This is a genomic window from Streptomyces sp. NPDC017979, assembly GCF_044328175.1.
Taxonomy (GTDB): Bacteria; Actinomycetota; Actinomycetes; order Streptomycetales; family Streptomycetaceae; genus Streptomyces.
Map to the genome: position 1 here is coordinate 483097 of NZ_JBIRGU010000004.1, position 24858 is coordinate 507954.

Consider the following 24858-nt stretch of genomic DNA (forward strand, 5'->3'; position numbering starts at 1 on the left):
GCGCAGCATCCCCAAGGTGCGCACTTGTTGACGTCAGGTGGCGGAGAGCGGGTCCACCGGGTGTTGGGCGAGGGCGTGCACGGTCACGTCCATCCAGGGCCACACCGGCAGCGAGGAGATGATCGCGTGCAGCTCGGTGGCGTCGGCCACGCGCCACAGCCCCCAGTTCTCGGTGCGGCCGGGCACCCGCCACATGCGGACGAGGTGGCCGGCTTCGGCGAGTTCGGCGGCCCGGCGGCGCTCGGCGGTGGAGACGGCGTCCTTGTGGGCGGGGTCCATGTCGTGGGGCCAGACGATGTGGATGTTGACGAGGAATTCCATGGCGTCCTCTCGGCAGGGGTGGATGGCTCGGCGGGGGTGGTCGGTCAGTCGCCGAAGGGGTCGGCGGGGGTGCCGTGCTCGGTGACGACCGACTTGGTCTGGAGGAACTCGTGGACGGCCTCGACGCCGTTCTCCCGGCCGATGCCGGACTGCTTGTGGCCGCCGAACGGCACGGACCAGTGCAGCAGTCGGTAGGTGTTGACCCACACGACGCCGGCGTCGAGCCGTCCGGCCAACCGGTGGGCGCGGGCCGCGTCCCGCGTCCACAGGCCGGCGGCGAGGCCGTACTCCAGGGAGTTGGCGAGCGCCACGGCCTCCTCCTCGGTGGTGAAGGGCTGGACGGTGGCGACGGGGCCGAAGACCTCTTCGCGGCAGACGGCCATGTCGGTCCGTACGCCGGCGAGGACCGTCGGCAGGTACCAGAAGCCGCCTTCGACGTCGGGCCGGCGGCCGCCGGCCACGGCACGGGCGCCGTCGCGCACCGCGCCGTCGACGTACCCCTCGACCCGGGCGAGCGCCGCGGCCGACGCGAGGGGGCCGACCTGGGTGCGCGGGTCCCTCGGGTCACCCACCCGCAGCGCGCCGACGGCCTCGGCGAAGCGCTCCAGGAACGCGTCGTACACCTCGGCCTGGACGAGGATGCGCGAGCCGGCGACGCAGGTCTGTCCGGCGGCGGAGAAGGCTCCCTGGCGGGCGGCGGTCACGGCGGCGTCGAGGTCGGCGTCGGCGAAGACGAGGTGCGCGGACTTGCCGCCGGCCTCGCAGACGTAGCGCTTCATGCGGGCCGCGGCGCGGGCCCCGAGCTCCCGGGCGACGGCGGTGCTGCCGGTGAAGGTGACCATCGCGACGTCGGGGTGGTCGGTGAGCAGCCGGGCTTCCTGCGCTCCCCCGATGACCGTGTTGACGACGCCGGGCGGCAGGCCCGCCTCCAGGGCGAGTTCGGCGAGGCGGACGGAGGACGCGGGGGCCTGCGGCGGGGGTTTGAGGACGACGGTGTTGCCGGCGGCGAGGGCGGGGGCGAGCTTCCAGGACCCGAGGGAGAGCGCGCCGTTGAACGGGGTCAGCGCCGCGACGACGCCCAGCGGCTCCTGCCGGATCACCGCGTGCGCCGTGGCGCTGAGGGTGCGGGCGCGGTCCTCCAGGGTCTCGGCGACGCCCGCGTAGTAGCGGTACCAGCGGGCGAGGGCGGACACCTCGGCGCGCGTGGCGGTCAGCGGCTTGCCGTTGGCGAGGGTCTCCAGGGCGGCGAGTTCGTCCCGGTGGTCGGCGAGCACGTCACCGAGGCGGTGGAGCAGGTCGGCGCGGGCGTGCTGGGGCAGCCCGCCCCAGGACGGCGCGCGGAGCGCGGTGCGGGCGGCGGCGACGGCGGTGTCGACGGCGGCGGGGTCCTGGTACGCGGTGCCCCAGGTCTCGCCCGTCGCGGGGTCCACCAGGGGGACCGCCGTGCCTGCGGCGGGCGTCCGGCGCCCGCCGGCGTGCGACGTCCACACCGGTGCGGGCGGGGTGGGTCGGCTGTCGGCTCGGGTCATGGTGCCGGGGTCCTTTCGGTCAGTGCGGTGCGCACCTCGGGCGCCGCGTGGTGGTGGCACGCCACGGTGCTGCCCCCTACGTCGGTCGGCGGCGGGGCTTCGGTGCGGCAGAGGTCGGTGGCGAAGGGGCAGGCCCGCTGGAATCGGCAACCGGGCGGCGGGTCGGCGGGGTCGGGCGGTTCGGTGCGGATGCGGGTCCCCGCGCCGGGCGCGGGCGCCCGGGGGTCGGGCACGGGCACGGCGGCGAGCAGGGAGTGGGTGTAGGGGTGGCGGGGTGCGGTGAACACCTCGGCGCACGGCCCGCTCTCCATCACGCGGCCGCCGTACATCACCACGACGTGGTCCGAGATGTGCCGGACGACGCTCATGTCGTGGGAGATGAAGAGGAAGCTGAGGTCGCCGTCGCGGCAGAGGTCCTTGAGGAGGTTGACGATCTGGCCCTGGACGCTGACGTCGAGGGCGGAGACGATCTCGTCGCAGACGACGATGCGGGGTTCGACGGCGAGGGCGCGGGCGATGGCGGCCCGCTGGCGCTGCCCGCCGGAGAGTTCGTGCGGATGGCGGTCGGCGAGTTCGGGTGCGAGTCCGACGTGACCGAGCAGTTCGACGGCGCGGGCCGCGGTCTGGTCCCGGGGGACGGTGCGGTGGACGTGGACGACCTCGCGGACCGTGGCGCCGATGGTCATCCGCGGGTTGAGGCTGGCGTACGGGTCCTGGTGGACGATCTGGACCGTACGGGGCAGGGACTTGTCGGCGCGCAGCTCGGCGAGGGGGCGGCCCTCGATGAGGACGCGGCCCGCGGCGACCGGGGAGAGGCCGACCAGGGCGCGTCCGGTGGTGGTCTTGCCGCTGCCGCTCTCGCCGACGATCGCGACGATGCTGCGGGCGGGGACCGTGAAGGAGACGCCGTCCACGGCGCGCACGGTGCCGGTGGTGCGGCGCAGCACTCCGGTGCGGACGGGGAAGCGGACCTCCAACTCCTCGACGGTGACGGCGGCGGGCGGCGCGGCGGTGCTCATGCGGGTGCTCCTGCGGGGTGCGGCTCGCCGGCGGCGGGCGCGGGGTAGGGGCAGCGGACCTCGTGCGTGGAGTGGGCGCCGGGCGGGGCGACGAGTTCGGGTACGGAGTCGGCGCAGTCGGGGCGCGCCTGGCCGCACCGCGGCTGGAAGGCGCAGCCGGGCGGCGGGGACGCGGGGTGGGGCGGGAAGCCGGGGATGGCGGGCAGCCGGTCCACCTGGCGGTCCATCCGGGGGACGGCGGCCATCAGGGCGCGGGTGTAGGGATGGGCAGGGCGGTCGAAGAGTTCGGTGGTGCGGGCGGACTCCACGATCCGGCCGCCGTACATGACGGCGATGTGGTCGGTGACCCCGGCGACGACGCCCAGGTCGTGGGTGATCAGGACGAGTGCGGTGCGCAGTTCGCGGCGCAGTCGGTCGATGAGTGCGAGGACCTGGGACTGGATGGTGACGTCCAGGGCGGTGGTGGGTTCGTCGGCGATCAGGAGGCGGGGCTCGCGGCTGACGGCCATGGCGATGAGGACGCGTTGGCGCATCCCGCCGGAGAGTTGGTGGGGGTGGCTGCGCAGGCGTTCGCGCGGACCGGGGATGCCGACGAGGTCGAGGAGTTCCGCGCAGCGTGCGACGGCGGCGCGGCGGCCGTACCCGTCGTACCGGATCAGGGGTTCGGCCATCTGACGGCCGATGGTCATCGCGGGGTTGAGGGCGGACAGGGCGTCCTGGGAGACCAGGGCGATGCCGCTGCCCCGTACCTCGCGCAGTTGCTTCGGGGCGAGGCCGGTGAGGTCGCGGCCGTCGAAGCGGATGCGGCCGGACACTTCGGCGCCCTGCTGGCCGAGGAGTCCGAGGACGGCCAGCACGGTCTGGCTCTTGCCGCAGCCGGACTCTCCGACGATGCCGAGGGACCCGCCTTCGGCGACGCGGAAGGAGACGTCCCTGACGGTCTGCACCGGGTCGGCGCCGGTGCGGTCGCGGTAGGCGACTTGGAGGTGTTCCACTTCGAGGACGGACACGTCGGTGCCTCTCCCTAGGCCAGCTTGATCTTGGGGTTGAAGTACGCCTGGAGGACGTCCACCAGGAAGTTGATGAGGACGAAGGCGACGGCGATCATCAGGATTCCGCCCTGGACGAGGGGGATGTCCCGGGTGGAAACGGCCTGGTGGAGCGCGAGGCCGAGGCCGGGCCAGGAGAAGACGGTCTCGGTGAGCACCGCGCCGCTGAGCAGGAAGCCGGCCTGGAGTCCGATGACGGTGATCACGGCGGGCATCGCGTTGGGCAGGACGTGCCGGGTGATGACGCGGAACTCGCCGACGCCGCGGGAGCGGGCGGTGCGCACGTAGTCGTTGCCGATCACCTCCAGCACCGCGGAGCGGGTCATCCGGGCGATCACCGCGAGGGACCAGGCCGCCAGGGTGATCACCGGCAGCACCAGGTGGGCGGCGACGTCGAGGACTCCTCCGCCGCCGCCGATGGAGGTCATGCCGGTGGCGGGGAGCATCCGCAGTTGGAGTGCGAAGACGACGATCAACACCAGGCCGAACCAGAACGAGGGCACGGAGTTGAAGAAGAGGACGAGGACGTTGAGTCCGCGGTCCCGCAGCGAGCCCGGCTTCATGGCGGCCCAGGTGCCGATCGCCACGCCGGCGACGGTGGCGAGGACGATCGCGGTGCCGGAGAGCAGCGCGGTGTTGAGCAGCCGGTCGGAGAGCACCTCGGAGACGGGCCGGCCGAAGGACAGGGAGCGTCCGAGGTCGCCGCCGAGGAGGTTGCCGAGGTAGGTGAAGTAGCGGGAGATGGCGGGTTCGTCGAGGCCGAGGTCCGCCCGGAGGGCTTGCCGGTCCTCCTCGGTGGAGGTGGGGCCGAGCAGGGCGGTCGCCTGGTCGCCGGGGATGATCTGGCCGAGCCCGAAGGTGGCGACGGTCACCCCGAGGACGACGGGGATCATCTGGAGCGCCCGGCGCAGGGTGAAGGTCAGCATGGCGCGTCTCCTGGACTGTTCACGATCGGCTCCACCGGGTGCGGAGGATGCCGGGGCTGGCGCTGGCGGTGGACCGCTTCCGGCGGCTGCGGGGGTCGAGCCGGTCCCGTGCGCCGTCGCCGAGGAGGTTGAACCCCACGGCCAGGACGACGATGACGAGTCCGGGGACGGTCGCCACGTGGGGCGAGGTGACCAGCAGGGCGCGGCCGCCGCTGAGCATCTGGCCCCAGTCGGGGGCGGGCGGTTGGGCGCCCAGGCCGAGGAAGGCGAGGCTGGCGCCGAGGATGACGTTGCGTCCGGTCTGGAGGGTGGCGAAGACGGTCAGGGGGCCGAGGAGGTTGGGCGTGATGTGGCGCAGGGCGATCCGGCGGTGGCCGTAGCCGAGGGCCGCTGCGGCTTCGACGTAGGTCTCCTGGCGCAGGGACACCACGCTGCCGCGGACGATGCGGCCGAACTCGGGGACGGTGACCACGACCATGGCGATGACCATGGAGGTGAGCCCCGGTCCGAGGGCGACTCCGATGCCGAGGGCGAGCAGGATGCCGGGGAAGGAGAACATCACGTCGAACACGCGCATCAGCAGGCTGTCGAGCCAGCCGCCGACGTAGCCGGCGAGGAGGCCGACGAGTCCGCCGATCAGCAGGGCGAGCAGGGTCGGCACGACCGCGACGAGCAGGGCGAGCCGGGCGCCGTGCATGAGCCGGCTGAGCACGTCCCGGCCGACTTCGTCGGTGCCGAGGAGGTGTCCGTCGCTGAGCGGGGCGAGGCCGATCGCGGCGGGGTCGGTGGCGAGCGGGTCGGCGGGGGCCAGCCAGGGCGCGAACAGGGCGACCAGGACGGTGAGGGCGACGATGCAGCCGCCGACGGCCGTGGCGGCGTTGCCGCCGCCGACCGCCCGCAGTCGGACGCGCCAGGAGGTGCGGGGTGTTGCGGGTGCCGCAGTGGCCTTCATGGCAGGGCTCTCCTCACCGGCGGCGGATGGTCGTGTAGTCGATGTAGACGGACGGGGCCGGGGCGACGCCGTCGACCTTGCGGCTGAGCAGCCGCGGCAGCCGGTCCTGGTAGAGGAAGACCCAGGGGGCGTCGACCGCGACGGCGTCCGCGGCCCGGCGGTACAGGTCGGTCCTGACCCCTTCGCGGGGCTCGGCGCGGGCCTCGTCGAGGAGGGCGTCCACGGCGGGGTTGCGGTACCAGCCGCGGTTCACGCCGTTGGGCGGGTGGAGCGTTCCGCCGAACATCCGCTCAAGGAAGTCGGCGGCGTCCGCGCCGGTGGTCCAGCCGTTGAAGGAGCCGTGGACGCCCTTCTTGTATCCGGCGCCCTCCTCGGCGACGAGCGAGGCGAACTCCATGTACTGGACGTCCAGCTTGACGCCGACCGCCTTCAGGTCCTGCTGGATCAGCGACATGATCTCGGTCGCCTGGGAGAAGCCGGGGCCGCTGTCGGGGGCGAGCAGCCGCAGCCGCACGGGGGTGGGCACGCCGCTCTCGGCGATCAGCCGCTTGGCGAGGGCGGGGTCGTGGGCGTAGCGGCCGTCGGCGGCGGGGTCCGCCCGGTACGCCTCGTTGCCGCGCGGCAGCGGGCCGTGCGAGGGCGCGACCTGGCCCGCGGTGAGGGTGGCGATGGCTTCCCGGTCCACGGCGTGGTTGAGGGCCCGGCGCACGAGGGCGTTGTCGGTGGGGGCGGTACGGGTGTTGAGCCGGAGGAAGTACTGGTTGGCGGGCTCCGGGTACTGGACCGTCATCGTGCCCTGGCCGGCGAGTTGCCGCACCTGTTGGGCGCCGGCGCTGAGGATCGCGTCCACCTCGCCGGTCTGGGCGGCGATGGCCAGGGTGGTCGGGTCGCTGACGGACTCGACGATGATCGTCTCGGTCTGCGGGGCGCCGCCCCAGTAGGAGTCGTTGCGCTGGAGCGTGATCCGCTTGCCGTGGTCGGCCGCGCGCTGTCGGAAGGGGCCGGTGCCGACGGGGTGCAGCCCGACGTCGTCGGGGGCGTGGTCGCGCAGTGCGGCCGGGCTGACGAGCGACATGCGCCGGTCGGTGAGGAGCCGGAGCAGTCCGGCGTACGGCTTGGTGAGCCGCAGCGTCACGGCGTGCGCTCCGTTGACCTCGACGCGTTCGATCCAGCGGCTGAGGAACTTCATGTTGCCGGCGGCGGTGGCGTCGTACACGGGTGACTTCTTGTCGAGGATGCGGTCGAAGTTGGTCTTCACGGCCCCGGCGTCGAAGGGGGTGCCGTCGCTGAAGGTGACGTCCTCGCGCAGTGCGAGGGCGTAGGTGCGGGCGTCCGGGGACACCTGCCAGGAGGTGGCGAGGGCGGGCCGCAGCGCGGGCGCGCCGTCGGTCTCGGTGCTGAGGTCCTCGCGGATGAGGGGGTCGAAGAGGGCGTCGACGACGCGCAGTCCGACGGTGCCGGAGAGCCGGTGCGGATCGAGTACGGGGATCTCGCCCTCGGCGCCGATGACGAGGGTGTCCGGGTCGCGGCCGAAGGCGGCCGGCGAGGCGCAGCCGGTGAGCAGCAGCGCGGCGGCGACCAGGGCGCCGAGGGCGCGGCGCAGGGGCGGGCGGGGCGGGCCCGTGCGGTGCGTGGTGGTTCTCATGGGTGCGGCCTTTGCTCGTGGGCGAGATCGCCGAGGACCGTCGTGGCGGCGTTCCTGCCGGGCGTGCCGGTGACGTATCCCCCGGGCCAGGTGCCGCTGCCGCCGAGGTAGAAGCCGGGCAGCGGGGTGCGGTAGCCGGCGACGGCGGGGTGCGGGCGGGCGCCGAACAGCGCTGCGGGGAGCATGTCGCCGTGGGTGATGTTGCTGCCGAGCAGGCCGAGTTCGGCCTCGACGTCGACGGGGTTCATGAAGCGGTGGTCCACGATCCGGTCGGCGATGCCGGGCATCAGGGCGTCGAGCCGGGCGACGCAGCGCCGGCCGAACTCCTCGGTGCGCCGGGCGTCCCAGGGGCCGTCGTGCGGGCGGTAGGGGGCGTGCCAGGCGTTGACGCTGATCAGATGGGTGGTGCCGGGGGTGAGTTCGGGCGAGGTGAGGGTGGGGGTCAGGCCCCACATCAGGGGTTCGGCCGAGGCGCGCCCGTCGAGTGCGGCGCGTACGGCCCGCTCGATCTCGGCGAGGGAGGAGCCGAAGCGGAACTGGCAGGCGCGCACTGCGTCGGGGTCGGCGTCCTCCGGCAGTCCGGCGTAGCGGGGCAGGGAGTCGACTTCCAGCACCAGCTTGAAGGCGGAGCCCCGCATGGGGGTGCTCAGCACCCCGTCGCGGATGGCGGGGTCCATCGCCCCGTCGTCGAGGAGGTCGCGGAAGAGGTGGACGGGGTTGACGGTGGAGATCACCCGGGGTGCGGTGAACTCCTCGCCGGCGGGGGTGACGACGCCGCGCACGCCGAGCGGTCCGCGGAGCACCCGGGCCACGGGGGTGTTCGTGCGCACGTCCACCCCGTGCTGGCGGCAGGCGCCGGTCAGGGCGTCGGCGATGGCGCTCATCGAGCCGACGGGGAGTCCGGTGGAGCCGCGGAGCGCGCTGCGCTCCGCGGCGTCCGGTGCGCTGTCGCCGGCGGCGGCGAGCGCGAAGGGGCGCATCATCAGGCCCACGGCGGTGCCGGGGGCGGACGGCGGGACGAGTTGGGCGTTGAGTGCGAGCAGCGCCAGCAGGGCCTTCGCCCGCTCGGAGCGCAGGTGTTCGTCGAGCAGTTCGGTGAGCGAGCCGTCGAAGACGGCGTCGAAGAGCCGTCGGTCCACAGGATCGGACAAACGTTTCTTCAGGTGGTCCGGGGCCGGTGGCGGGGTGTCGAGCCGGACTCCGAGGCGGGCGCCGAGACGTTCCAGTCCGGCGATCAGACCGCGGTAGCGGGCGGCCTCGCCGGGAGCGAAGGCGTCCAGTTGGGCGTCCACCCGGGCCTGGTCGCGCCAGCCGACGAAGCACCCCTCCTCGAAGTGGTGCACCACGGTCGGGTCGACCCGGACGAACCGCAGCCCGTGGCGCGCGAGGCCGAGTTCGGCGACGACGGCCGGGTTGAGCGAGCCCGGCGAGTTGGTGAAGGCCAGGCGGCGGCCCGGCAGGAACTCGTAACCCCCGCAGGGTCCGCCCGGCGTCGACCGCGCTTCCAGGAGCGCGACCTTCAGCCCCGCGCGCCCCAGGTAGGCGGCGGTCACCAGTCCGTTGTGTCCGCCGCCGACGACGACTGCGTCATAGCGGTTCATCTGCGGCTCGCCCTCCTGCTGCGGTGGCCGTGCACGTCAGCTCCGGGCGGCGGGGGCGAAGCCGGCCTCGAACAGGTCCGCCCAGTTCCCGCCGGAGATCCGCTCGACCTCGGTGGCGGTGAACCCGCGCTCCAGCAGCCGCTGCCGGACGGCGGCGTACCCGCGGCCCGCCGCGTACCAGTCGGGGAACTCGACCGGGCCGGAGATGGGGACCATCGGCTTGCGGCTCCACCGGCCCTGCCGCCACCAGTGGAGTTCCTCGTCGCCCTGCCCGGCGTAGTAGTCGGAGCCGAAGCCGACGTGCTCCACTCCGATCAGCTCGACGGTGTGGGCGACCATGTCGCAGAACCGGTCCACGGTGCAGTGGACGCCGTCGGGGGCGATCCTCGGGTACATGCTCAGCCCCACCACCCCGCCCGAGGCGGCGGTCTGCTTGAGGACGGTGTCGGACTTGTTGCGGAGCGCGAGTTCCACGTCCTCGCCGACGAAGGCGCGGGGGTTGGCGTGGGTGACGGCGACGGGCCGCTCGGACGCCTCGATCGCCTCCAGCGAGGTGCGCTCGTTGCAGTGCGAGATGTCGACGACCATGCCGACCTGGTTCATCTCCCGGATGAGGTTGATCCCGTAGGTCCGGGAGAGCCCGGCGTCCTCGCCCTCCCAACAGCCGGCGCCGGCGGAGTTCTGGGTGTTGTAGGTGAGTTGGGCGATGCGGACGCCGGCCTGGTGGAAGGCGCCGACGAGGTCGAGGTCGTCCTCGAAGGGGCTGCTGTTCTGGAAGCCGAGGACGACGGCGGTGCGGCCCTCGTCCGCGGCGCGGTGGAGGTCGGCGGCGGAGCGGCCCTCGCGCAGGAGGTCCGCGTTCTCGGCGAGCAGCCGCTGCCAGCGGCCCACTTCGCGCATGGTCTCGGTGGAGTCCTCCCAGATCGCGACGGTGGCGTGGATCGCCGTGATGCCGGCGGCGTGCCACTCCTCGAAGCGCTCCCGGGACGGCTTGACGAACTGCAGTGCGTCGACGAGCACGACGTGCTCCTCCTTGAAGTTTCGGTGGGTACGGTGAGGGCGGCTGCCCGGTCGGGCAGCGCGGTCAGCAGTCGGCGATCGAGCCGAGCCGGCCCAGCGCGGGGAGTTCGTCGCGCAGCCCGAGCAGGCGCAGGGCGCGCCACAGGGACGCCTGGTTGCTGGTGACGACCGGCACCCCGGTGTCCAACTCCAGGTAGGGCAGCACCTCGAAGGTGCGGAAGGTGCCGCAGGAGATCAGCAGGGCGTCCGCGTCGGGCGCTGCGCGGTTCAGGCGGCGACCGAGCCGGTAGGCGCTGTCGGCGTCGTGCACGCTGGCCTCGTACGGGTCGGTGATCTGGAGCCCCTCGACGACCGGGACCTCGAAGCCGACGGCGGTGAGGTAGGCGCACAGGGCCTCGTTGACCTCGTCGGTGTAGATGCTGCCGACGGCGACCGAGGTCGCGCCGACCGCGCGCAGGGCGTCGACCTGGGCCTGCATCATCGTGAGGGCGGGGATCCCGGTCTCCTCGGTGATCTGCGCGATCACCTTCTCGTCGGTGCCGGGGCCGGGGATGAAGGTGCCGGGGGCCCCGCACTGCACGATGAGGTCCACCTTCGCCGTGGCCAGTTGCCGCGACGCCTCCAACACCTGGGACATCATCGTCTCCAAGCCTTCGGCGTCCACCCTTGGGACGATGGTCCGGGCGTCGGCGAAGGCCACGCCCACGGGGGCGACGGAGCGCCATTCCTCGGCGCCTTCAATCGCGGTAGCCGGACGAATCTGTCCAATACGGGCACGCCAGCCAAGCAACATACGGATCGGCTCCTCGTGGTTGTCGTCCGAGCGGCCCGCGAGAGCGCTGGGCAGTGACGTCGGACGGATGGAATCGCTTCGGTTTCCGGGTCCAGGAGGGGCGGGGCGGCGTCGCCGGGGTCTGCCGTGCCGAGCGCCCCACCCGATCTGGGACAGTGGACCAGATCTGTTGGGACAACGTACCCACGGCTTTCGGAGCGGGTCAATGGGCAGGACGGAAGCAATGAATGCGCCATATCGCGTCGACGTTCCGGCCAACGTGGCGCGTCATTCAGTGACGCGGCCGCCGCGCACGGCGGCGCGACCCGTCAGGCACCGGGGAGGACGGGGCCGCCCATCGGCCGCGGGAGGCGTCAACCACGCTGCGGGCACGGACCGTTGGGGACGGCTGGCACGGCGCCCCGGCCCGCCCGCAAGATCCGCAGGACGGGCCTGCGGCGCGCCCGGAAAGCCCCCCGCGCTTCCCTGTGCGCGCGGACGTGGCCGGCCCAGTCCAGCGGGAGCGTTGGTCTCTGCGGGCCGGTGGTGGGCTTGTTGCACGACTCCTTCCCCCCGCGCCCTGCGGGCATGGGGGCACCCCAGCGCCACCCGCTTCGCTCACCTTGTCCGTTGCCTGCGGGACAGGGGTTTCAGGGGCGCTGGGAGTACCTCCCACGCCCTCCGGGCGTAGGGGGCGGAACTGCGCGAGCAACCCACCACCGGCCCGCAGAGACCAATGCGCCCACAGGGAAGCGGCGGCCACGTCCACCCGCACAGGGCAGGGCGCGGGGCCTTCCGGTCACAGCACTAGCGCCAGCGCACCGCGATCTCCGCGGCGGCGGTACGCAGGACGGGCACGAGTTCGGCCATGCGCTCGTCGGTCATCCGCGCCTCGGGGCCGTAGATGCTCAGCGCCGCGACGACGCTGCCCTGGACGCCGAGCGGGACCGCGACCCCGCAGCCGCCGGCGATCCACTCAGCCCGGCTGATCGCGTACCCCTGCTGCCGCGCCGCGTCGATCCGCGCGACCACGGCCTCGACGTCCACCTCGACGTCGACGTCACCGCCCGCGTGCTCGTCCACCAGTTGACGGGCCCGCTCCGGCGCCAGCATGGACAGCAGGACCCGCCCGGTCGCCCCGGAGAAGAGCGAGTAGGGCCGTCCCACGCCGGTGATCAGACGCAGCGGCTGGGGGCTCTCCGCCTCGTAGACGGTCACCCGGCGGCCGTCCACGATCGTGGAGACGCACGCCGTCTCGCCGGTCAGCGCGGCGATCCGGGACGCCGTGGCCGAAGAGGCCCCGACGAGGTCGCTGTTGGCCGTGTGCCGCCAGGCGAGGGTGAGCGCCGCGGGGCCGATCACGTACTTGCGGGTGCTCTCGTCGGCGACGGCGAGCCCTTCGCGCTCCAGCGACACGAGGATGCGCTGCACGGAACTCTTGCTGATCGCCAGGTCCCGGCTCAGCTCCCGCACCCCGCGCGGTCGATCGGCCTCGGCGATGGCCTTGAGCACCTGGATGGCGTGGTCGACGATCTGCACCGTGCCGGCGGCGCGCGCGGCGGCGCCGGCCGGGTCGCCCTGCGCGTCGGGGCCGGCGGGCCGACGGCCGGCGCCTTCGGGGGCCGCGGAATCAGGTGCTGTCGCCATGGAACGCGGCAATCTCCCTCATGGGCACGGGTAGGAACACGACGGAGTGCGTCGCGGGGACGGGCGGGGCGGCCCGCCGGACTCCGCGCTTCACCAAAACCGCAGTATCACACAGCCGGTGCGGCCCCTGACAATGCCGCGGAGAGCAGGACCGGTGGTGGGGCCAACTTTCCCCGCAGCCCTCGATGAATCCCCCGGCGCCGAACGGTCGACACCTCTTGCGGGCGAGCGCCCGCGGACGAACGAAGTGGGAGCAGTTCCATGGGACAGCTGGTCGTGGTCAATTTCGTGTCGCTGGACGGCGTCATGCAGTCGGTCCTGTCCGCGGACGAGGACCGGGACGGCGGCTTCGACGAGGGCGGTTGGGTGCTGCCGTACGTCGACGACGAGGTGGAGCGGTTCATGAGCGGGGCGACGGCCGGCGCCGGCGCGCTGCTGCTGGGCCGTAGGACGTACGAGATCTTCGCCGGCACCTGGCCCTACGCCGATAGGTCCGACCCCGCGGTGGCGGCGATGAACGCGATGCCGAAGTACGTCGCCTCCCGCACCCTCAAGGACCTTCCGTGGGCGAACTCCGTCCTCCTCGGCGCCGACCTGGTGGCGGAGGTGCGTCGGATCACGGCGGCGACGGAGTCGGAGACCGTGGTGCTGGGCAGCGGCGACTTGCTGCGGACGTTGATCGAGCACGACCTCGTGGACGAGTACCGGCTGCTGGTCTTCCCCCTCTTGCTGGGCGCCGGCAAGAGGCTCTTCGCCGACGCCAAGGCCGCACGCCGGCTGGCCCTGACCGCCACGCGGCCGACGCCGTCGGGCGTCCTGATCAACACGTACCGCCGCGCCGTAACCGCGTAGCACCGCTGACGCGCGGAAGGGCGTCCGCTCCCGCGGGCGCCCTTCTCGCCGTGAGCAGCCGCGGAGCGGGGGCACGTCACAACCGTTGACATGACCGGGCGGTCATGATTGCGTGCGAACTGGCGCTATCGAACGATCGATAAGTACCTGTCCGAGCCTGCGCCGACGCAGCACCCCGCATCCGCCGAGTCACGCTGAATCCCCTGGAGTTCACGAGATGGCCCACGTCATCGAGCACGACCGCCTGTACATCGGGGGGCGCTGGGTCGCCCCGGCCGGTACCGACACCATCACCGTGGTGTCCCCCCACACCGAGGAGGTCGTCGGACGCGTCCCGCACGCCTCCCCCGCGGACGTCGACGCGGCGGTGGCCGCCGCCCGCGAGGCGTTCGACGACGGCCCGTGGCCGCGGATGTCGGTGCACGAGCGCATCGAAGTCGTCCTGCGCATCAAGGACGGGCTGGCGGCCCGCGCGCCGCGGCTGGCCGCGCTGATCTCGGCGCAGAACGGCTCGCCGATCACCTGGGCGGCCACCGGCCAGGTGATGAGCGCGATCGCCACGTACGGCACCACGGCCGGGGTGGGCCGGGCCTTCCCCTTCGAGGAGTGGCGCCACGGCATGGGCGGCCCGCTGCTCGTCCGCAACGAGCCGGTGGGCGTGGTGGCCGCCGTGGTGCCGTGGAACGTGCCCCAGTTCGTCACCGCGACCAAGGTGGCGCCCGCCCTGGTCAGCGGCTGCACGGTGGTGCTCAAGGCGTCCCCGGAGACCCCGCTCGACGCCTATGTGCTCGCGGAGGTCGCCGAGGCGGCCGGGCTGCCCCCGGGCGTCCTCAACGTGCTCGCCGCCGACCGGGAGACCAGCGCCTACCTGGTCGACCACCCCGACATCGACAAGGTCGCCTTCACCGGCTCCGTCGCGGCCGGCAAGAAGGTGATGGCGAGCGCCGCCGACCACCTGCACCGGGTGACGCTGGAGCTCGGCGGCAAGTCGGCCGCCGTCATCCTGGCGGACGCCGACCTCGCCCAGGCCGTCCCGGCACTGATGGCCGGCTCGTACATGAACAACGGGCAGGCGTGCATCGCGCTCACCCGCATCCTGGTGCCGAACAGCCGGTACGACGAGATCGCCGGCGCGCTCACCGCGGCCGTCGCCGCGCTGAAGGTGGGCGATCCGCTCGACCCCGCCACCCAGGTCGGCCCGCTGGTGACCCGTCGCCAGCAGGAACGCAGCCTGGAGTACGTCCGCATCGCCCAGGAGGAGGGCGCGACCCTGCTCACCGGCGGCCGCGCGCCCGAGCACCTGCCCCACGGCTGGTACGTCGAACCGACGCTCTTCGGAGACGTCACCAACGACATGCGCATCGCCCGCGAGGAGGTCTTCGGACCGGTCGTCGTCCTGATCCGGTACGAGGACGAGGACGACGCGGTCCGCATCGCCAACGACTCCGACTTCGGGCTCTCCGGCGCCGTCTGGGCCGGCGACACCGAACGCGGCCTGGACGTCGCCCGCCGCATCCGCACCGGCACGCTGGGCGTCAACACCCTGCGGGTCGACTTCCTCGGCCCCTTCGGCGGCTTCAAGAACTCCGGCATCGGCCGGGAGTTCGGCTTGGAGGGGCTGCGGTCCTACGTCGAGCCGAAGGCCGTCTACCTGCCCCAGAGCACCAAGATCCCCCGGACGAAGAGGAACACGATGCGCGCGGCGATTCTCCAGCAGACCGGTGACGAGACGCTGGAGGTCCGCGACGACGTGGCGACCCGGCCGGTGGGCCCCGGGACGGTCCGCATCAAGATGCGCGCGGCGAGCCTGTGCCACTCCGACGTGTCCGGGATGAACGGCACCCTCGCCCTGCCCACGCCGTTCGTGCCGGGTCACGAGGGCGCGGGCGAGATAGCCGAGGTCGGCGAGGGCGTGAGCCACGTGTCCGTCGGGGACCGGGTCGTGGTGTGCTGGATGCCGCCGTGCGGCCGGTGCGGCTCCTGCGAGCGCGGCGAGGGCAACCTCTGCCTCAGCGGCATGGCCGGCGTCACGACGCCGACGTTCACCAGCGACGGGCATCCGGTGTTCGGCTTCATCGGCACCGGCACGTTCGCCGAGGAGATCGTGGTCGCCGCCAACGCGGCCGTACCGCTGCCCGACGACGTCCCCTTCGAGGTCGGCGCGTTGATCGGCTGCGGCGTCACCACCGGCATCGGCGCCGTGCTGCACACGGCCCGGGTGGAGCCGGGGTCGAAGGTCGCGGTGATCGGGTGCGGCGGCGTCGGCATCAGCGTCGTCCAGGGCGCCAAGGTGGCGGGCGCGAGCACGATCGTGGCCGTCGACCCGGTCCCGGGCCGTCGCGACTGGGCCCTGGAACTCGGCGCCACCCATGCCGCGTCCCCCGACCAGTACGCCCAACTCTGCGCCGAACTCACCGGCGGCGAGGGCTTCGACTACGTCTTCGAGGTGGTCGGCAAGCCGGCCACGGTGCGCACCGCGTACGACACGACGCGCCGCGGCGGTGCGGTCTGTCTGGTCGGGGTGGGCGCCAAGACCGAGTTCCCGAAGATCAACCTCTCGGAGTTGGTGATGCACGAGAAGAAGCTGCTGCCGTCCTTCTACGGCGGCACCGACGTGCTGAAGAACTTCGCGCAGGTCATCGACTTGTGGCGGGCGGGCGAGATCGACCTGGAGAAGATGATCACCCACCGGGTGCCGCTGGAGCGGGCCAACGACGCGGTGCGCCAGATGCACACCGGCGAGGCGCTGCGCACGGTCCTGACCATCGGCTGACCCCGCACCGTCGGCACCGACTTGCCGTCGCCGGCCGCGCCGGTGCACCCGCACTCCGGCGCGGTCCGACGCCCCGCCCTATCCGCGTGCGGCGCGGCGCACGGAACGCGGCCGGTACTCGACCACGGTCAGGGCGAGTGAGACGTAGCGCTCGACGAGCTCTTCGACCGTGACCGGGCCGTCCGGCCGGTACCACTGGGCGATGGCGTTGCACATGGCGATCACGGCCCGGCGCGCGTCCTCGGGGTACGGGGTGAGGAAGGTCCCCTCCGCCACCCCGTCCTCGATGACCTGCCGGAACTGCCGGGTGCCCCGCTCCTCGTTCTTGCGGTAGCGCTCCAGGTGCTCGGGCTCCAGGCTGCGGCCTTCGGTGAGCACGATGCTGCTCTTGATGGGGTGCTCGGTGCGGAACCGCACCGTGGCCGCGACCAGGGCCTCCAGCCGCTCGGCCGGGTCGTCGCCGGCGGCCTCCAACGCGGCGTCGCAGGCGCCGAAGTAGGCGTCGAGGCCGTCGTCCAGGATGGCGACCAGGAGTTCCTGCTTGCCCGTGTAGTAGTAGTACAGGGCGGACAGGCTCACCCCGGCCCGCTGGGCGATGTGACGGATCGACGCCGCGCCGTACCCCTTCTCGGAGAACTCGGCGCGGGCCGAGTCGATGATGGCCTTCTGGCCTGCAGGTCGCCTGGGCACGCTGCTCCGATCCTCCGATTGGTTCACCGACGGGTGGTCCGAACGACCTGCCGTCCGGCGGCGAACTGAACATTCGTCCAGCGCCGTCGGCACGCCATCCTAGCGCCGCGGCCCCGCGAAGGATCCCGATCGGGACACCGTTCCAGAGCAAACGATCGCTCTGGATTGATGATGCCCTCACATCACAGGGCGGAATATCCGCATTGCTCCACTTTGGTGAGCCGGTATCCGGCAGATCCCTTGTGAGGCGAACCACACTTAGCTAACGTTCGCTCAATTCTTCCTCTCCCACGACCCCACTGCGATCGTCTGGAGACCCCTCATGCCCCGCACCCTCACCGACGGCACCGCCGTGCCCGGCGCCGCCCGCGGCGACGGCGTCCCCCCGAAGCGCAAGGCCGCCCTCGTCGTCGCCCTGCTCTTCTGCTTCATGGTCGTCAACTTCGCCGACAAGGTCGTCATCGGTCTCGCCGGGGTCGACCTGATCAGGGACCTCGACATCACCAAGGAACAGTTCGGCCTCGTGCAGAGCAGCTTCTACTGGCTGCTGGCACTGGGGGCCGTGCTCGGCGGCATGCTCATCGGCCGCATCAAGGCCCGCTACCTCCTGGCGGCCACCGCCGCCCTGTGGGTCGTCAGCCTCGCCCCCATGGTCGGCAGCGTGAGCTTCGGGCTGCTGGTCGCCTGCCGCGTCCTGCTCGGCTTCGCGGAGGGCCCGGCGACCGCGATGGCGACGGCCGTGACCCACAGTTGGTACGCGCCGGACAAGCGCGCCATCCCCACCTCCATCGTGGTGGCCGGCGCCGGGGTGGGCCCGCTGCTCGCCGCACCCGCGCTGACCTGGGTGATGCAGCGCTACGACTGGCACGCGGCCTTCACCGTGCTGCTCGCCGTCGGCATCGCCTGGGTCATCGCCTGGCTGTTCGCCGGCGGTGAGGGCCCGGTGGGCACCGGGCCCGCCCAACGCGCCGCCGGCGCCGGCCCGGAGCTCCCCGAGTCCCTTCCCTACCGCACCGTCCTGAGCACCGGCACGGTCGTCGGCCTGCTGGTGCTCTTCTTCACCACGTACTGGAGCGTGGCGGTCAAGGTGACCTGGCTGCCGCTCTACCTGCGGGAGGGCCTGGGCTACGGCGCGGGCGAGACGGGGACGCTGGTGGCGCTCCCGTACGCCGCCGCAGCGGTGTTCCAGGTCCTCGTGGGCGTCGCCTCGGCGATGCTCTCCCGGCGCGGGGCGACCAGCCGGACCGCCCGCACCCTGTTCGCCGCCGCGCTGGCGGCCGTCGGCGGGCTCAGCACGGTGGGGTTCTCCCTGCTGGACGGCGGCACGGTGCAGATCCTGCTGATCGTGGTGGGGGCCTCGCTGACCAGCGCGGGGTACGGGATCGCCTTCGCCGCCGTGTCCGACGTGGTGCCGGCGCGCCAGCGGGGCGGCGCGATGGGCGTGATCGTCGCCGTGTACAGCCTCGGCGGCATCATCGCCCCGCTCGTCCTCGGCGGGCTCGTCGACTCCGCCGCCACCCCGGGCGACGGCTACGCCCAGGGCTTCCTGCTGATCGGCGTCCTCGTGATCGTCGGTGCCGTGGTCTGTGCGCTGCTGGCCGACCCGGAGCGGGACGCGCGCAAGCTGGCGGCGATGCGTGGCGCGGGACCGGAGCCGAGCCGGCAGTCCGACGACTGACCGGACGGTCCGTCCCCGGAACGGCTGTGGCCGCCCGTCCCCTGCCGGGGGTGGGTGGCCACGGTCTTCCTGTGCCGCTGGGCAGAACCGCCGTTTCCCTGCGGGAGCGTTGGTCTCCACCAGCCGGTGGTGGGTTGTTCGCGCAGTTCCCCGCGCCCCCAAACACCTCCGCCTGAGCCCGCATCTAAGTGACGAGGGCAGCGAAACAGGGGCACTGAGGGTCCCCCATGCCCCCTGGGCACAGGTGGGGGTGCCCCCGTGCCCGCAGGGCACAGGGGGAGGAACTGCGCGACAAGCCACAGACGGGCCGCAGACGCAACGACACAGCCCGCCGCACGGCGCTACCGCACTCCTACGGCAGGGCGATCGGGAAGCCCGGGCGCGGGGGCTGGAGGAGGGTGAAGAAGGTGTCCAGCACGGCCGCGTCGCCGCGTATCGCGGCCCGCCCCGCCCGCTCGGCCTCCGCGGTGGTGGTGCGTCCGCCCAGGACGCCGAGCAGCACGTCCAGCGTCGTACTGACCTCCACCTGGGGCTGCTCGCCGGGCACTTCGCCGCGCATCGGGGTGAGCACTCCGTTGGCGAGCAGCAGGGTCCACACGTCTACGACGGCGTCCTCGGCCGTGAACTCCCAGCGCATCACCAGCCGGTGGGCGGCCGCCCGCGGCCCGTCGACGCGCACCGCGAGCGCCGTGAAGACGTGGTGCGCGGGCAGGCCCCAGGCGATGCCGCCGCCGGAGCCGGAGCCGCTGCCCTTCGGCGTGCGGCCGGAGACGTCGCGCAGCTCGCGCGCTCCGGAGAGGTAGAAGTTGCGCCAGGTGCCGTTCTCGCAGGCGTACGCGAGCCGTTCGAAGGTCTCCGCCTGGAGTTCGCGTGCCTCCCGGTGGTCGGGTTCGGCGAAGACGACGTGGTTCAGCACCTCGGCGGCGAACCGCAGGTCACCGGCGGCCGCCGTCTCGCGGGCCTTGGTCACCACCGCGTCGGCGCCGCCCATGAAGTCCACGTAGCGCCGCGCGGCGGCCACCGGGGGGTGCTGCCACAAGTGGGCGGGGTTGCCGTCGAACCACCCCATGTAGCGCTGGTACACCGCCTTCACGTTGTGGCTGAGCGAGCCGTAGTAGCCGCGGGCGTGCCAGGCGGCGGCCAGTTGCGGCGGAAACTCGGCGAGCTCTTCGGCGATCTCCGGGCCGGTCAGCCCCTGGTTCATCAGCCGTACGGTCTGGTCGTGCAGGTAGGCGTAGGCGTCCCGCTGCTCGGAGAGCATCCGGGTCAGCTCGGCCCGCCCCCAGGTGGGCCAGTGGTGGGAGCCGATGAGGACGTCCGAGCGGTGCGCGTAGAGGGTGATGGTCTCGGTGAGGTACGAGGCCCACGCCTGGGCGTCGCGGACCAGTGCGCCGCGCAGGGTGAGCACGTTGTGGAGGGTGTGGTTGGCGTTCTCGGCGACGAGCAGGACTCCCCGGTCGGGCAGGAGGAAGTTCATCTCGGCGGGGGCTTCGGTGCCCGGGGTGAGCTGGAACTCCAGCCGCACGCCGCCGAGTTCGAAGACCTCACCGGTCTCCGTCACCAGGTCGGTGGGCGGGATGAGCCCGACCCGGCCGCTGGACGTGCCCTGGCCGAGGCCGAATCCGATGGCCCCTTCGGGGGCCGCGGGCAGGCCGACGCCGTACATGTACTGGGCGCGGCGCAGCATGGCCGGGCCGGCGACGACGTTCTCGCCGACGACCTCCTCCATGAAGCCTTCGGGAGCGACGATCCGCACCCGGCCGGCCTTCACGTCGGCCTCGTCGACGACTCCGTGCACCCCGCCGAAGTGGTCGGTGTGGCTGTGGGAGTAGACGACGGCGGCGACCGGGAGGGCGCCGCCGCGGTTCTTGCGGTAGAGCGCGAGGCCGGCTGCTGCGCACTCCTCGCTGATCAGCGGGTCCACGACGACGAGCCCGGTGGGGCCTTCGACGATCGTCATGTTGGAGACGTCGAAGCCGCGGATCTGGTAGACGCCGTCGGCGACTTCGAACAGGCCGTGCAGCGCGTTCAGCCGGCCCTGGCGCCACAGGCTCGGGTGGGCGGTGTCGGGGCAGTCGTCGGCGAGGAAGGACCAGCGCTCGTGGTCCCAGACGACCCGGCCTTCGGCGTTCTCGATCACGCACGGGTCGAGGAAGTCGACGCGCCCCCGGCTGGCGTTGGCGAAGTCGGTGGGGTCGTCCCAGTCGAGCCCGGGTCCCGGCACTGGCGCTGTCGTCATGCTGCCTCGTTTCGTGAGAAGCGGTCCGGGACCCGGACGGCGGTGCGGCGCGGATCACCCGGCATGACCGTGGTGGGTCCCCACCTCGTCTGTTAATTTAACGATCGTTCGATAGCGTTCTGCGCACGAAACCACGGCCGCAGGGCACTGTCAACCGCCCGGACCCGCCGCGGCGACAGGTCCGCGCCCGGCCCTGCTCCGCCGCCACCACCAGGAGAGACGCATGCCGCATCTCGCCGAGGAGCTGGCCGCCTGGGCCACCGCCCTCGAACCCTCGCCCCAGGACCTGGACCTGGCCGAGCACGCGCTACGGGACACGGTCGCCGTCGCCCTGGCGGCCCGCGGACACCCCGTGGCCCGGCTCGTCGCGCCGCTGCCCGACGCCGCCCGCTGGGCCGCCGTCGGCCACGTGCTCGACTTCGACGACCTCCATCTGCCCTCCACCGCGCACGTCTCCGTGGTCTGCGTGCCGGCCGTGCTCGCCGCGGGCGGCGGTGCGCGCGAGTACCTCGCCGCGGCCGGCGTGATGGCACGGCTGGGCGTCGCCCTCGGCTGGGGGCACTACACCAGCGGTTGGCACGCCACCTGCACGGCGGGCGCCCCGGCCGCGGCCGTCGGCGCCGGCCTCGCCCTCGGCCTGGACGCCGACGGCCTGGCCCGGGCCGTCTCCCTCGCCCTGCCCGCGGCCGGCGGCGTCCAGCGCGCCTTCGGCACGGACACCAAGTCCGTCCAGGTGGGGTACGCGGCCGACGCCGGCGTACGGGCGGCGCGGCTCGCCGCCGCCGGCGCGAGCGCGGACCCGTCGTCCCTCGACGCCTGGCTCCCCCTCGTCGGCGGCGACCGGGCCGCGCTGGAGCGCGCCGCCTTCGACCCGGCGGGCCCCGCGGTCCCCGGTGGGCTCGCCACCAAGGTCTTCCCCTGCTGCTACGCCGTGCAGCGCCCGATCGGCGCGGTGCGGGCGCTGCTCGCCGAGCGGCCCGTCGACCCGGCCGACGTGGTGCGCATCGTGGTCCGCACCCCCGAGGCGGCGGTCCACCCGCTGATCCACTCCCGGCCGCGCACCGGCCTGGAGGCGAAGTTCAGCCTGGAGTACGGCGTGGCTGCGGCGCTCCTGGACCACCACCCGGGGTTCGTCTCGTACACCGACGACCAGGTGCGCCGCCCCGCCGCACAGCGGCTCGTCTCCCTCGTCGAAGTCGTCGCCGAGCCGGACGGCGGCTCCGGGCTGCTGACCGGCGCGACGACGGTGGAGATCACCACCGCCGACGGCACCGTCCGCTCCGCGTCGCTCGACCTGCCTCCGGGCTCACCCGAACTGCCCGCCACCGCCGTAGAGTTCTCGGCCAAGCTGGCCGACTGCGGCCCGCACGTGCCCGACCTGATGAACGGTCTCGACTGGACGTCGGCCGCCGCGCTGCTGCGTGCGGCCTTCCCCGCCGCCCCCGAGGAGGAGCACGCATGAACCGACTGCCGCTGGACGGCATCACCGTGGTGAGCCTGGAACAGGCCGTCGCCGCGCCCTTCGCCACCCGACAACTCGCCGACCTCGGCGCCCGCGTCATCAAGGTGGAGCGCCCGGGCGCCGGCGACTTCGCCCGCGGCTACGACGAGTCCGTGCTCGGCCAGTCCAGCTACTTCGTCTGGCTGAACCGCTCCAAGGAGTCCGTGACGCTCGACATCAAGACGCCCGGCGGCCGGGAAGTCCTGGAGCGGCTGCTGGGCGGGGCGGACGTCTTCGTGCAGAACCTCGCGCCCGGCGCGACCGGCCGGCTCGACCTCGGGGCCGGGGAACTCGCCGAGCGCCACCCCTCCCTGATCGTGTGCGACATCTCGGGGTACGGCAGCAGCGGCCCGTGGGCCGACCGCAAGGCGTACGACCTGCTCGTCCAGTGCGAGACCGGGGTGGTGTCGCTCACCGGCTCCCCCGCCGAGGCCGCGAAGGTCGGCATCTCCATCGCGGACATCGCGGCCGGCATGTACGCCTACTCCGGCATCCTCACCGCGCTGTACGAGCGCCGGGCCACCGGCCGGGCGCGTGCGGTCGAGGTGTCCCTGTTCGAAGCCCTCGCCGAGTGGATGGGCTCCCCCGCGTACTACACGGCGTACTCGGGCACGCAGCCGGCCCGGGTCGGCGCGCAGCACGCGACCATCGCCCCGTACGGCCCGTACGACGCCGCCGACGGCAAGACGGTGCTGCTCGCCGTGCAGAACGAGCGCGAGTGGACCTCCTTCTGCGCCGTGTTCCTCGGGGATCCGGCGCTCGCCACCGACGCGCGCTTCGCCAGGGGTTCGTCGCGGGTGGCGCGCCGCGAGGAGCTGAACGCGATCGTGGCGGCCCGCTTCGCGGAGCTGACCGCGGCCGACGCGGTCGCCCTGCTCGACGCGGCGAAGGTGGCGAACGCCCGGCTGAACTCGGTCGCCGACTTCTGGGACCATCCCGTGCTCGGCGGCCGCGACCGCTGGCGCGACGTGGCCACGCCCGGGGGCACCGTCAGGGCGCTGCTGCCGCCCGCCTCGCTCGACGGCGTCGACCCGCGGATGGATCCGGTGCCCGCGGTGGGCGAACACACCGACGCCGTGCTGCGCGGCCTCGGGTACCGCGACGCCGCCATTTCCGCCCTGCGCGCCGAAGGTGCCGTGTGACCGCCCAAGGAGAGCCGCGGATGAGCAGCCCGGCCCACGAGCAGATCGCGTACGCCGTCGACGACCGCGTCGCCACCGTCACCCTGAACCGCCCGGAGGCCCGCAACGGCTACACCCGGCAGATGGCGGACGAACTCGCCGCGGCGCTGCGCGCGGCGGACGCCGACGAGCGGGTCCGCGTCGTGGTCCTGACCGGCGCGGGCAAGGACTTCTGCGTCGGCGCCGACCTCGCCGCCGGTGGCGGGAAGGGGCAGGGGTTCACCCAGCGGGTGGACCCCGTCACGGCCGCGCAGGTCGAGGCCGGCACGTACCAGGAGCCGGCCGGTGTGGTGACGCGCGTGCTGTACGCGCTGAACAAGCCGGTGATCGCGGCGGTGCGGGGCGCCGCCGTCGGCGTCGGCTCGACGCTGCTGCTGCCGGTCGACTTCCGACTCGCCGCGCACGACGCGAAGTTCGGCTTCCCCTTCACCCGGCGCGGCATCGTCCCCGAGGGCGCCTCCGCCTGGTTCCTGCCCCGGCTCGTGGGGCTCGGCCGGGCCGTGGACTGGCTGGTCTCGGGGCGCATCGTGCCGGCCGCCGAAGCGCTGGACGCCGGCCTGGTGACGAGCCTGCACGAGCCGGACGAGGTGCTGTCGGCGGCGTACGCACTGGCCCGCGAACTGGCTTCGACGACGGCCCCGGTGTCGGTGGCCGTCACCCGGCAGTTGGTGTACCGCATGGCGTGGGCCGACTCGCCCGAGGAGGTGCACCGGCTCGATTCGCGGCTGGTCTTCGACACGGTGCGCGGCGAGGACGCGAAGGAGGGCGTCCGATCGTTCTTCGAGCGGCGTGAACCGCGGTTCCCCGGCCGGGTGCCGGACGACCTGCCGCGGTACCTGCCGTGGTTGGCGGGCGACGACGACCGTGAGGACGCGTCTTGCGGATCAGACCGGGATCGCGCCGCACCGCGCCTCGTGCCTCGTCAGTCGGGGAAGGAGAAGTAGAGCGTCTCGCTGTAGAAGGACGCGAAGTGCCGCTGCCAGTCGGCTCGGACCGAGGCCAGCCAGTCGCCGTCCCGGCCGGCGATCGCGGCCTCGGCCCTGGCGACGGCGTCGGGGATGTCCTCGGACGCCAGGCGCCGCACGGCCACTGCCGGATCGTCGTCCGACATCGAGACGATCTCACCGGTCTCAAGGACGAAGTACTTCGCCCGCTGCTTCTCAAGGTGCGTCGTCGTTCCGACCACGCACCGGGCGAACTCGGCGTCGTCCTCCAGCCCCTTGCCCACCGCGTGCAGGAGGTCGCGGAGCAGGGCCGCGCCGTCGGCGTAGTCCGCGACGATGCCGATCGGAGGGTTCCAGATCATGGACGGGACGACCGTCGTTCCGCGCCCCGCCAGGAGCTTGTGCGCGAGCGGGACGTCCCCGTTGTGCTCCGATATGCATCGGATCCCCTTGGGGATCCCTGCCTCGTTCGGCATCGAGTCTGCGGAGTAGAGATATGAACGGTTTGCCATGGTGGCG

20 protein-coding genes and 1 pseudogene are annotated in these 24858 nt (G+C 73.1%); 7 read left to right on the forward strand and 14 right to left on the reverse strand.

Annotated features, from left to right (window positions below; all coding sequences use genetic code 11):
* Window positions 1-33: 33 nt before the first annotated feature.
* The 11 genes from ACH4E8_RS15035 to ACH4E8_RS15085 form a co-directional block, all read right to left on the reverse strand.
* Window positions 34-321 carry a muconolactone Delta-isomerase gene (locus tag ACH4E8_RS15035; RefSeq protein WP_398448074.1) on the reverse strand — a complete coding sequence of 96 codons (288 nt, stop codon included), beginning with the start codon at window positions 319-321 and terminating at the stop codon, window positions 34-36.
* 44 nt (window positions 322-365) lie between these two features.
* Complete coding sequence (locus tag ACH4E8_RS15040) at window positions 366-1850, reverse strand: aldehyde dehydrogenase (RefSeq protein ID WP_398448076.1); 1485 nt, start codon at window positions 1848-1850, stop codon at window positions 366-368.
* Entirely contained in the window at window positions 1847-2869 is a 1023-nt protein-coding gene (locus tag ACH4E8_RS15045) for an oligopeptide/dipeptide ABC transporter ATP-binding protein (protein ID WP_398448078.1), read from the reverse strand. Before ACH4E8_RS15045 ends, ACH4E8_RS15040 begins: the two co-directional genes overlap by 4 nt.
* Window positions 2866-3879, reverse strand: a complete 1014-nt coding sequence (locus ACH4E8_RS15050) for an ABC transporter ATP-binding protein (protein WP_398448080.1) — start codon at window positions 3877-3879, stop codon at window positions 2866-2868. The genes ACH4E8_RS15045 and ACH4E8_RS15050 overlap by 4 nt, the downstream gene beginning before the upstream one ends.
* A 14-nt stretch (window positions 3880-3893) precedes the next feature.
* Window positions 3894-4844: an ABC transporter permease gene (locus tag ACH4E8_RS15055; protein WP_398448082.1), complete on the reverse strand. Its 951-nt coding sequence runs from the start codon at window positions 4842-4844 to the stop codon at window positions 3894-3896.
* A gap of 19 nt (window positions 4845-4863) precedes the next feature.
* Window positions 4864-5796 carry an ABC transporter permease gene (locus ACH4E8_RS15060; RefSeq protein WP_398448084.1) on the reverse strand — a complete coding sequence of 311 codons (933 nt, stop codon included), beginning with the start codon at window positions 5794-5796 and terminating at the stop codon, window positions 4864-4866.
* Window positions 5797-5809: 13 nt separating this feature from the next.
* Window positions 5810-7441 (reverse strand): ABC transporter substrate-binding protein, encoded by a 1632-nt coding sequence (locus ACH4E8_RS15065; protein ID WP_398448086.1) that lies wholly within the window; start codon window positions 7439-7441, stop codon window positions 5810-5812.
* Window positions 7438-9042, reverse strand: a complete 1605-nt coding sequence (locus ACH4E8_RS15070) for a phytoene desaturase family protein (protein ID WP_398448088.1) — start codon at window positions 9040-9042, stop codon at window positions 7438-7440. The genes ACH4E8_RS15065 and ACH4E8_RS15070 overlap by 4 nt, the downstream gene beginning before the upstream one ends.
* 36 nt (window positions 9043-9078) lie before the next feature.
* A complete protein-coding gene (locus ACH4E8_RS15075) occupies window positions 9079-10062 on the reverse strand; it encodes a dipeptidase (protein ID WP_398448090.1) in 984 nt (327 codons plus the stop codon).
* 64 nt (window positions 10063-10126) lie between these two features.
* The gene (locus tag ACH4E8_RS15080) at window positions 10127-10855 is read right to left on the reverse strand and encodes an aspartate/glutamate racemase family protein (RefSeq protein WP_398448092.1); all 729 of its coding nucleotides are present in this window, start codon (window positions 10853-10855) and stop codon (window positions 10127-10129) included.
* Between the two features lie 786 nt (window positions 10856-11641).
* Window positions 11642-12481: an IclR family transcriptional regulator gene (locus ACH4E8_RS15085; RefSeq protein WP_398448094.1), complete on the reverse strand. Its 840-nt coding sequence runs from the start codon at window positions 12479-12481 to the stop codon at window positions 11642-11644.
* 261 nt (window positions 12482-12742) lie between these two features.
* Here ACH4E8_RS15085 and ACH4E8_RS15090 point away from each other — a divergent pair, with 261 nt between their 5' ends.
* The 3 genes and pseudogenes from ACH4E8_RS15090 (at window position 12743) to ACH4E8_RS15100 (ending at window position 16106) form a co-directional block, all read left to right on the forward strand.
* Complete coding sequence (locus ACH4E8_RS15090) at window positions 12743-13333, forward strand: dihydrofolate reductase family protein (RefSeq protein ID WP_398448096.1); 591 nt, start codon at window positions 12743-12745, stop codon at window positions 13331-13333.
* 217 nt (window positions 13334-13550) lie between these two features.
* Window positions 13551-14990: pseudogene (locus tag ACH4E8_RS15095) on the forward strand (aldehyde dehydrogenase); the annotation flags it as partial.
* 36 nt (window positions 14991-15026) lie between these two features.
* Window positions 15027-16106: a Zn-dependent alcohol dehydrogenase gene (locus ACH4E8_RS15100; RefSeq protein ID WP_398448323.1), complete on the forward strand. Its 1080-nt coding sequence runs from the start codon at window positions 15027-15029 to the stop codon at window positions 16104-16106.
* Between the two features lie 78 nt (window positions 16107-16184).
* Here ACH4E8_RS15100 and ACH4E8_RS15105 read toward each other — a convergent pair whose 3' ends face one another.
* Window positions 16185-16796: a TetR/AcrR family transcriptional regulator gene (locus tag ACH4E8_RS15105; RefSeq protein ID WP_398448098.1), complete on the reverse strand. Its 612-nt coding sequence runs from the start codon at window positions 16794-16796 to the stop codon at window positions 16185-16187.
* A 322-nt stretch (window positions 16797-17118) separates the two neighbouring features.
* On the opposite strand from ACH4E8_RS15105, the gene ACH4E8_RS15110 reads away from it, so the two are divergent.
* A complete protein-coding gene (locus ACH4E8_RS15110) occupies window positions 17119-18474 on the forward strand; it encodes an MFS transporter (protein WP_398448100.1) in 1356 nt (451 codons plus the stop codon).
* Between the two features lie 352 nt (window positions 18475-18826).
* Here ACH4E8_RS15110 and ACH4E8_RS15115 read toward each other — a convergent pair whose 3' ends face one another.
* On the reverse strand, window positions 18827-20713 hold the full coding sequence (locus ACH4E8_RS15115; protein WP_398448102.1) for an alkyl/aryl-sulfatase: 1887 nt from the start codon (window positions 20711-20713) through the stop codon (window positions 18827-18829).
* 223 nt (window positions 20714-20936) lie between these two features.
* On the opposite strand from ACH4E8_RS15115, the gene ACH4E8_RS15120 reads away from it, so the two are divergent.
* Genes ACH4E8_RS15120 through ACH4E8_RS15130 form a run of 3 tightly spaced genes read left to right on the forward strand, consistent with a single transcriptional unit; the run spans window position 20937 to window position 24339 of the window.
* Complete coding sequence (locus tag ACH4E8_RS15120; RefSeq protein WP_398448104.1) at window positions 20937-22175, forward strand: MmgE/PrpD family protein; 1239 nt, start codon at window positions 20937-20939, stop codon at window positions 22173-22175.
* Window positions 22172-23356, forward strand: a complete 1185-nt coding sequence (locus ACH4E8_RS15125; protein WP_398448106.1) for a CaiB/BaiF CoA transferase family protein — start codon at window positions 22172-22174, stop codon at window positions 23354-23356. Before ACH4E8_RS15120 ends, ACH4E8_RS15125 begins: the two co-directional genes overlap by 4 nt.
* 20 nt (window positions 23357-23376) lie before the next feature.
* Window positions 23377-24339 (forward strand): enoyl-CoA hydratase-related protein, encoded by a 963-nt coding sequence (locus ACH4E8_RS15130; protein WP_398448108.1) that lies wholly within the window; start codon window positions 23377-23379, stop codon window positions 24337-24339.
* On the opposite strand, the gene ACH4E8_RS15135 is transcribed toward ACH4E8_RS15130, so the two are convergent.
* Window positions 24318-24851, reverse strand: coding sequence for a hypothetical protein (locus tag ACH4E8_RS15135; protein WP_398448110.1), 534 nt, complete (start codon window positions 24849-24851; stop codon window positions 24318-24320). The genes ACH4E8_RS15130 and ACH4E8_RS15135 overlap by 22 nt on opposite strands.
* Window positions 24852-24858: the final 7 nt, after the last annotated feature.

What these genes read in the sequence shown, in the direction of transcription:
- ACH4E8_RS15115 (WP_398448102.1), bottom strand. Translation starts at nt 20,713, where the DNA reads ATGACGACAGCGCCAGTGCCGGGACCCGGGCTCGACTGGGACGACCCC.
- ACH4E8_RS15070 (WP_398448088.1), bottom strand. Translation starts at nt 9,042, where the DNA reads ATGAACCGCTATGACGCAGTCGTCGTCGGCGGCGGACACAACGGACTG.
- ACH4E8_RS15085 (WP_398448094.1), bottom strand. Translation starts at nt 12,481, where the DNA reads ATGGCGACAGCACCTGATTCCGCGGCCCCCGAAGGCGCCGGCCGTCGG.
- ACH4E8_RS15130 (WP_398448108.1), top strand. Translation starts at nt 23,377, where the DNA reads ATGAGCAGCCCGGCCCACGAGCAGATCGCGTACGCCGTCGACGACCGC.
- ACH4E8_RS15135 (WP_398448110.1), bottom strand. Translation starts at nt 24,851, where the DNA reads ATGGCAAACCGTTCATATCTCTACTCCGCAGACTCGATGCCGAACGAG.
- ACH4E8_RS15100 (WP_398448323.1), top strand. Translation starts at nt 15,027, where the DNA reads ATGCGCGCGGCGATTCTCCAGCAGACCGGTGACGAGACGCTGGAGGTC.
- ACH4E8_RS15080 (WP_398448092.1), bottom strand. Translation starts at nt 10,855, where the DNA reads ATGTTGCTTGGCTGGCGTGCCCGTATTGGACAGATTCGTCCGGCTACC.
- ACH4E8_RS15055 (WP_398448082.1), bottom strand. Translation starts at nt 4,844, where the DNA reads ATGCTGACCTTCACCCTGCGCCGGGCGCTCCAGATGATCCCCGTCGTC.
- ACH4E8_RS15090 (WP_398448096.1), top strand. Translation starts at nt 12,743, where the DNA reads ATGGGACAGCTGGTCGTGGTCAATTTCGTGTCGCTGGACGGCGTCATG.
- ACH4E8_RS15125 (WP_398448106.1), top strand. Translation starts at nt 22,172, where the DNA reads ATGAACCGACTGCCGCTGGACGGCATCACCGTGGTGAGCCTGGAACAG.
- ACH4E8_RS15060 (WP_398448084.1), bottom strand. Translation starts at nt 5,796, where the DNA reads ATGAAGGCCACTGCGGCACCCGCAACACCCCGCACCTCCTGGCGCGTC.
- ACH4E8_RS15045 (WP_398448078.1), bottom strand. Translation starts at nt 2,869, where the DNA reads ATGAGCACCGCCGCGCCGCCCGCCGCCGTCACCGTCGAGGAGTTGGAG.
- ACH4E8_RS15040 (WP_398448076.1), bottom strand. Translation starts at nt 1,850, where the DNA reads ATGACCCGAGCCGACAGCCGACCCACCCCGCCCGCACCGGTGTGGACG.
- ACH4E8_RS15120 (WP_398448104.1), top strand. Translation starts at nt 20,937, where the DNA reads ATGCCGCATCTCGCCGAGGAGCTGGCCGCCTGGGCCACCGCCCTCGAA.
- ACH4E8_RS15035 (WP_398448074.1), bottom strand. Translation starts at nt 321, where the DNA reads ATGGAATTCCTCGTCAACATCCACATCGTCTGGCCCCACGACATGGAC.
- ACH4E8_RS15065 (WP_398448086.1), bottom strand. Translation starts at nt 7,441, where the DNA reads ATGAGAACCACCACGCACCGCACGGGCCCGCCCCGCCCGCCCCTGCGC.
- ACH4E8_RS15110 (WP_398448100.1), top strand. Translation starts at nt 17,119, where the DNA reads ATGCCCCGCACCCTCACCGACGGCACCGCCGTGCCCGGCGCCGCCCGC.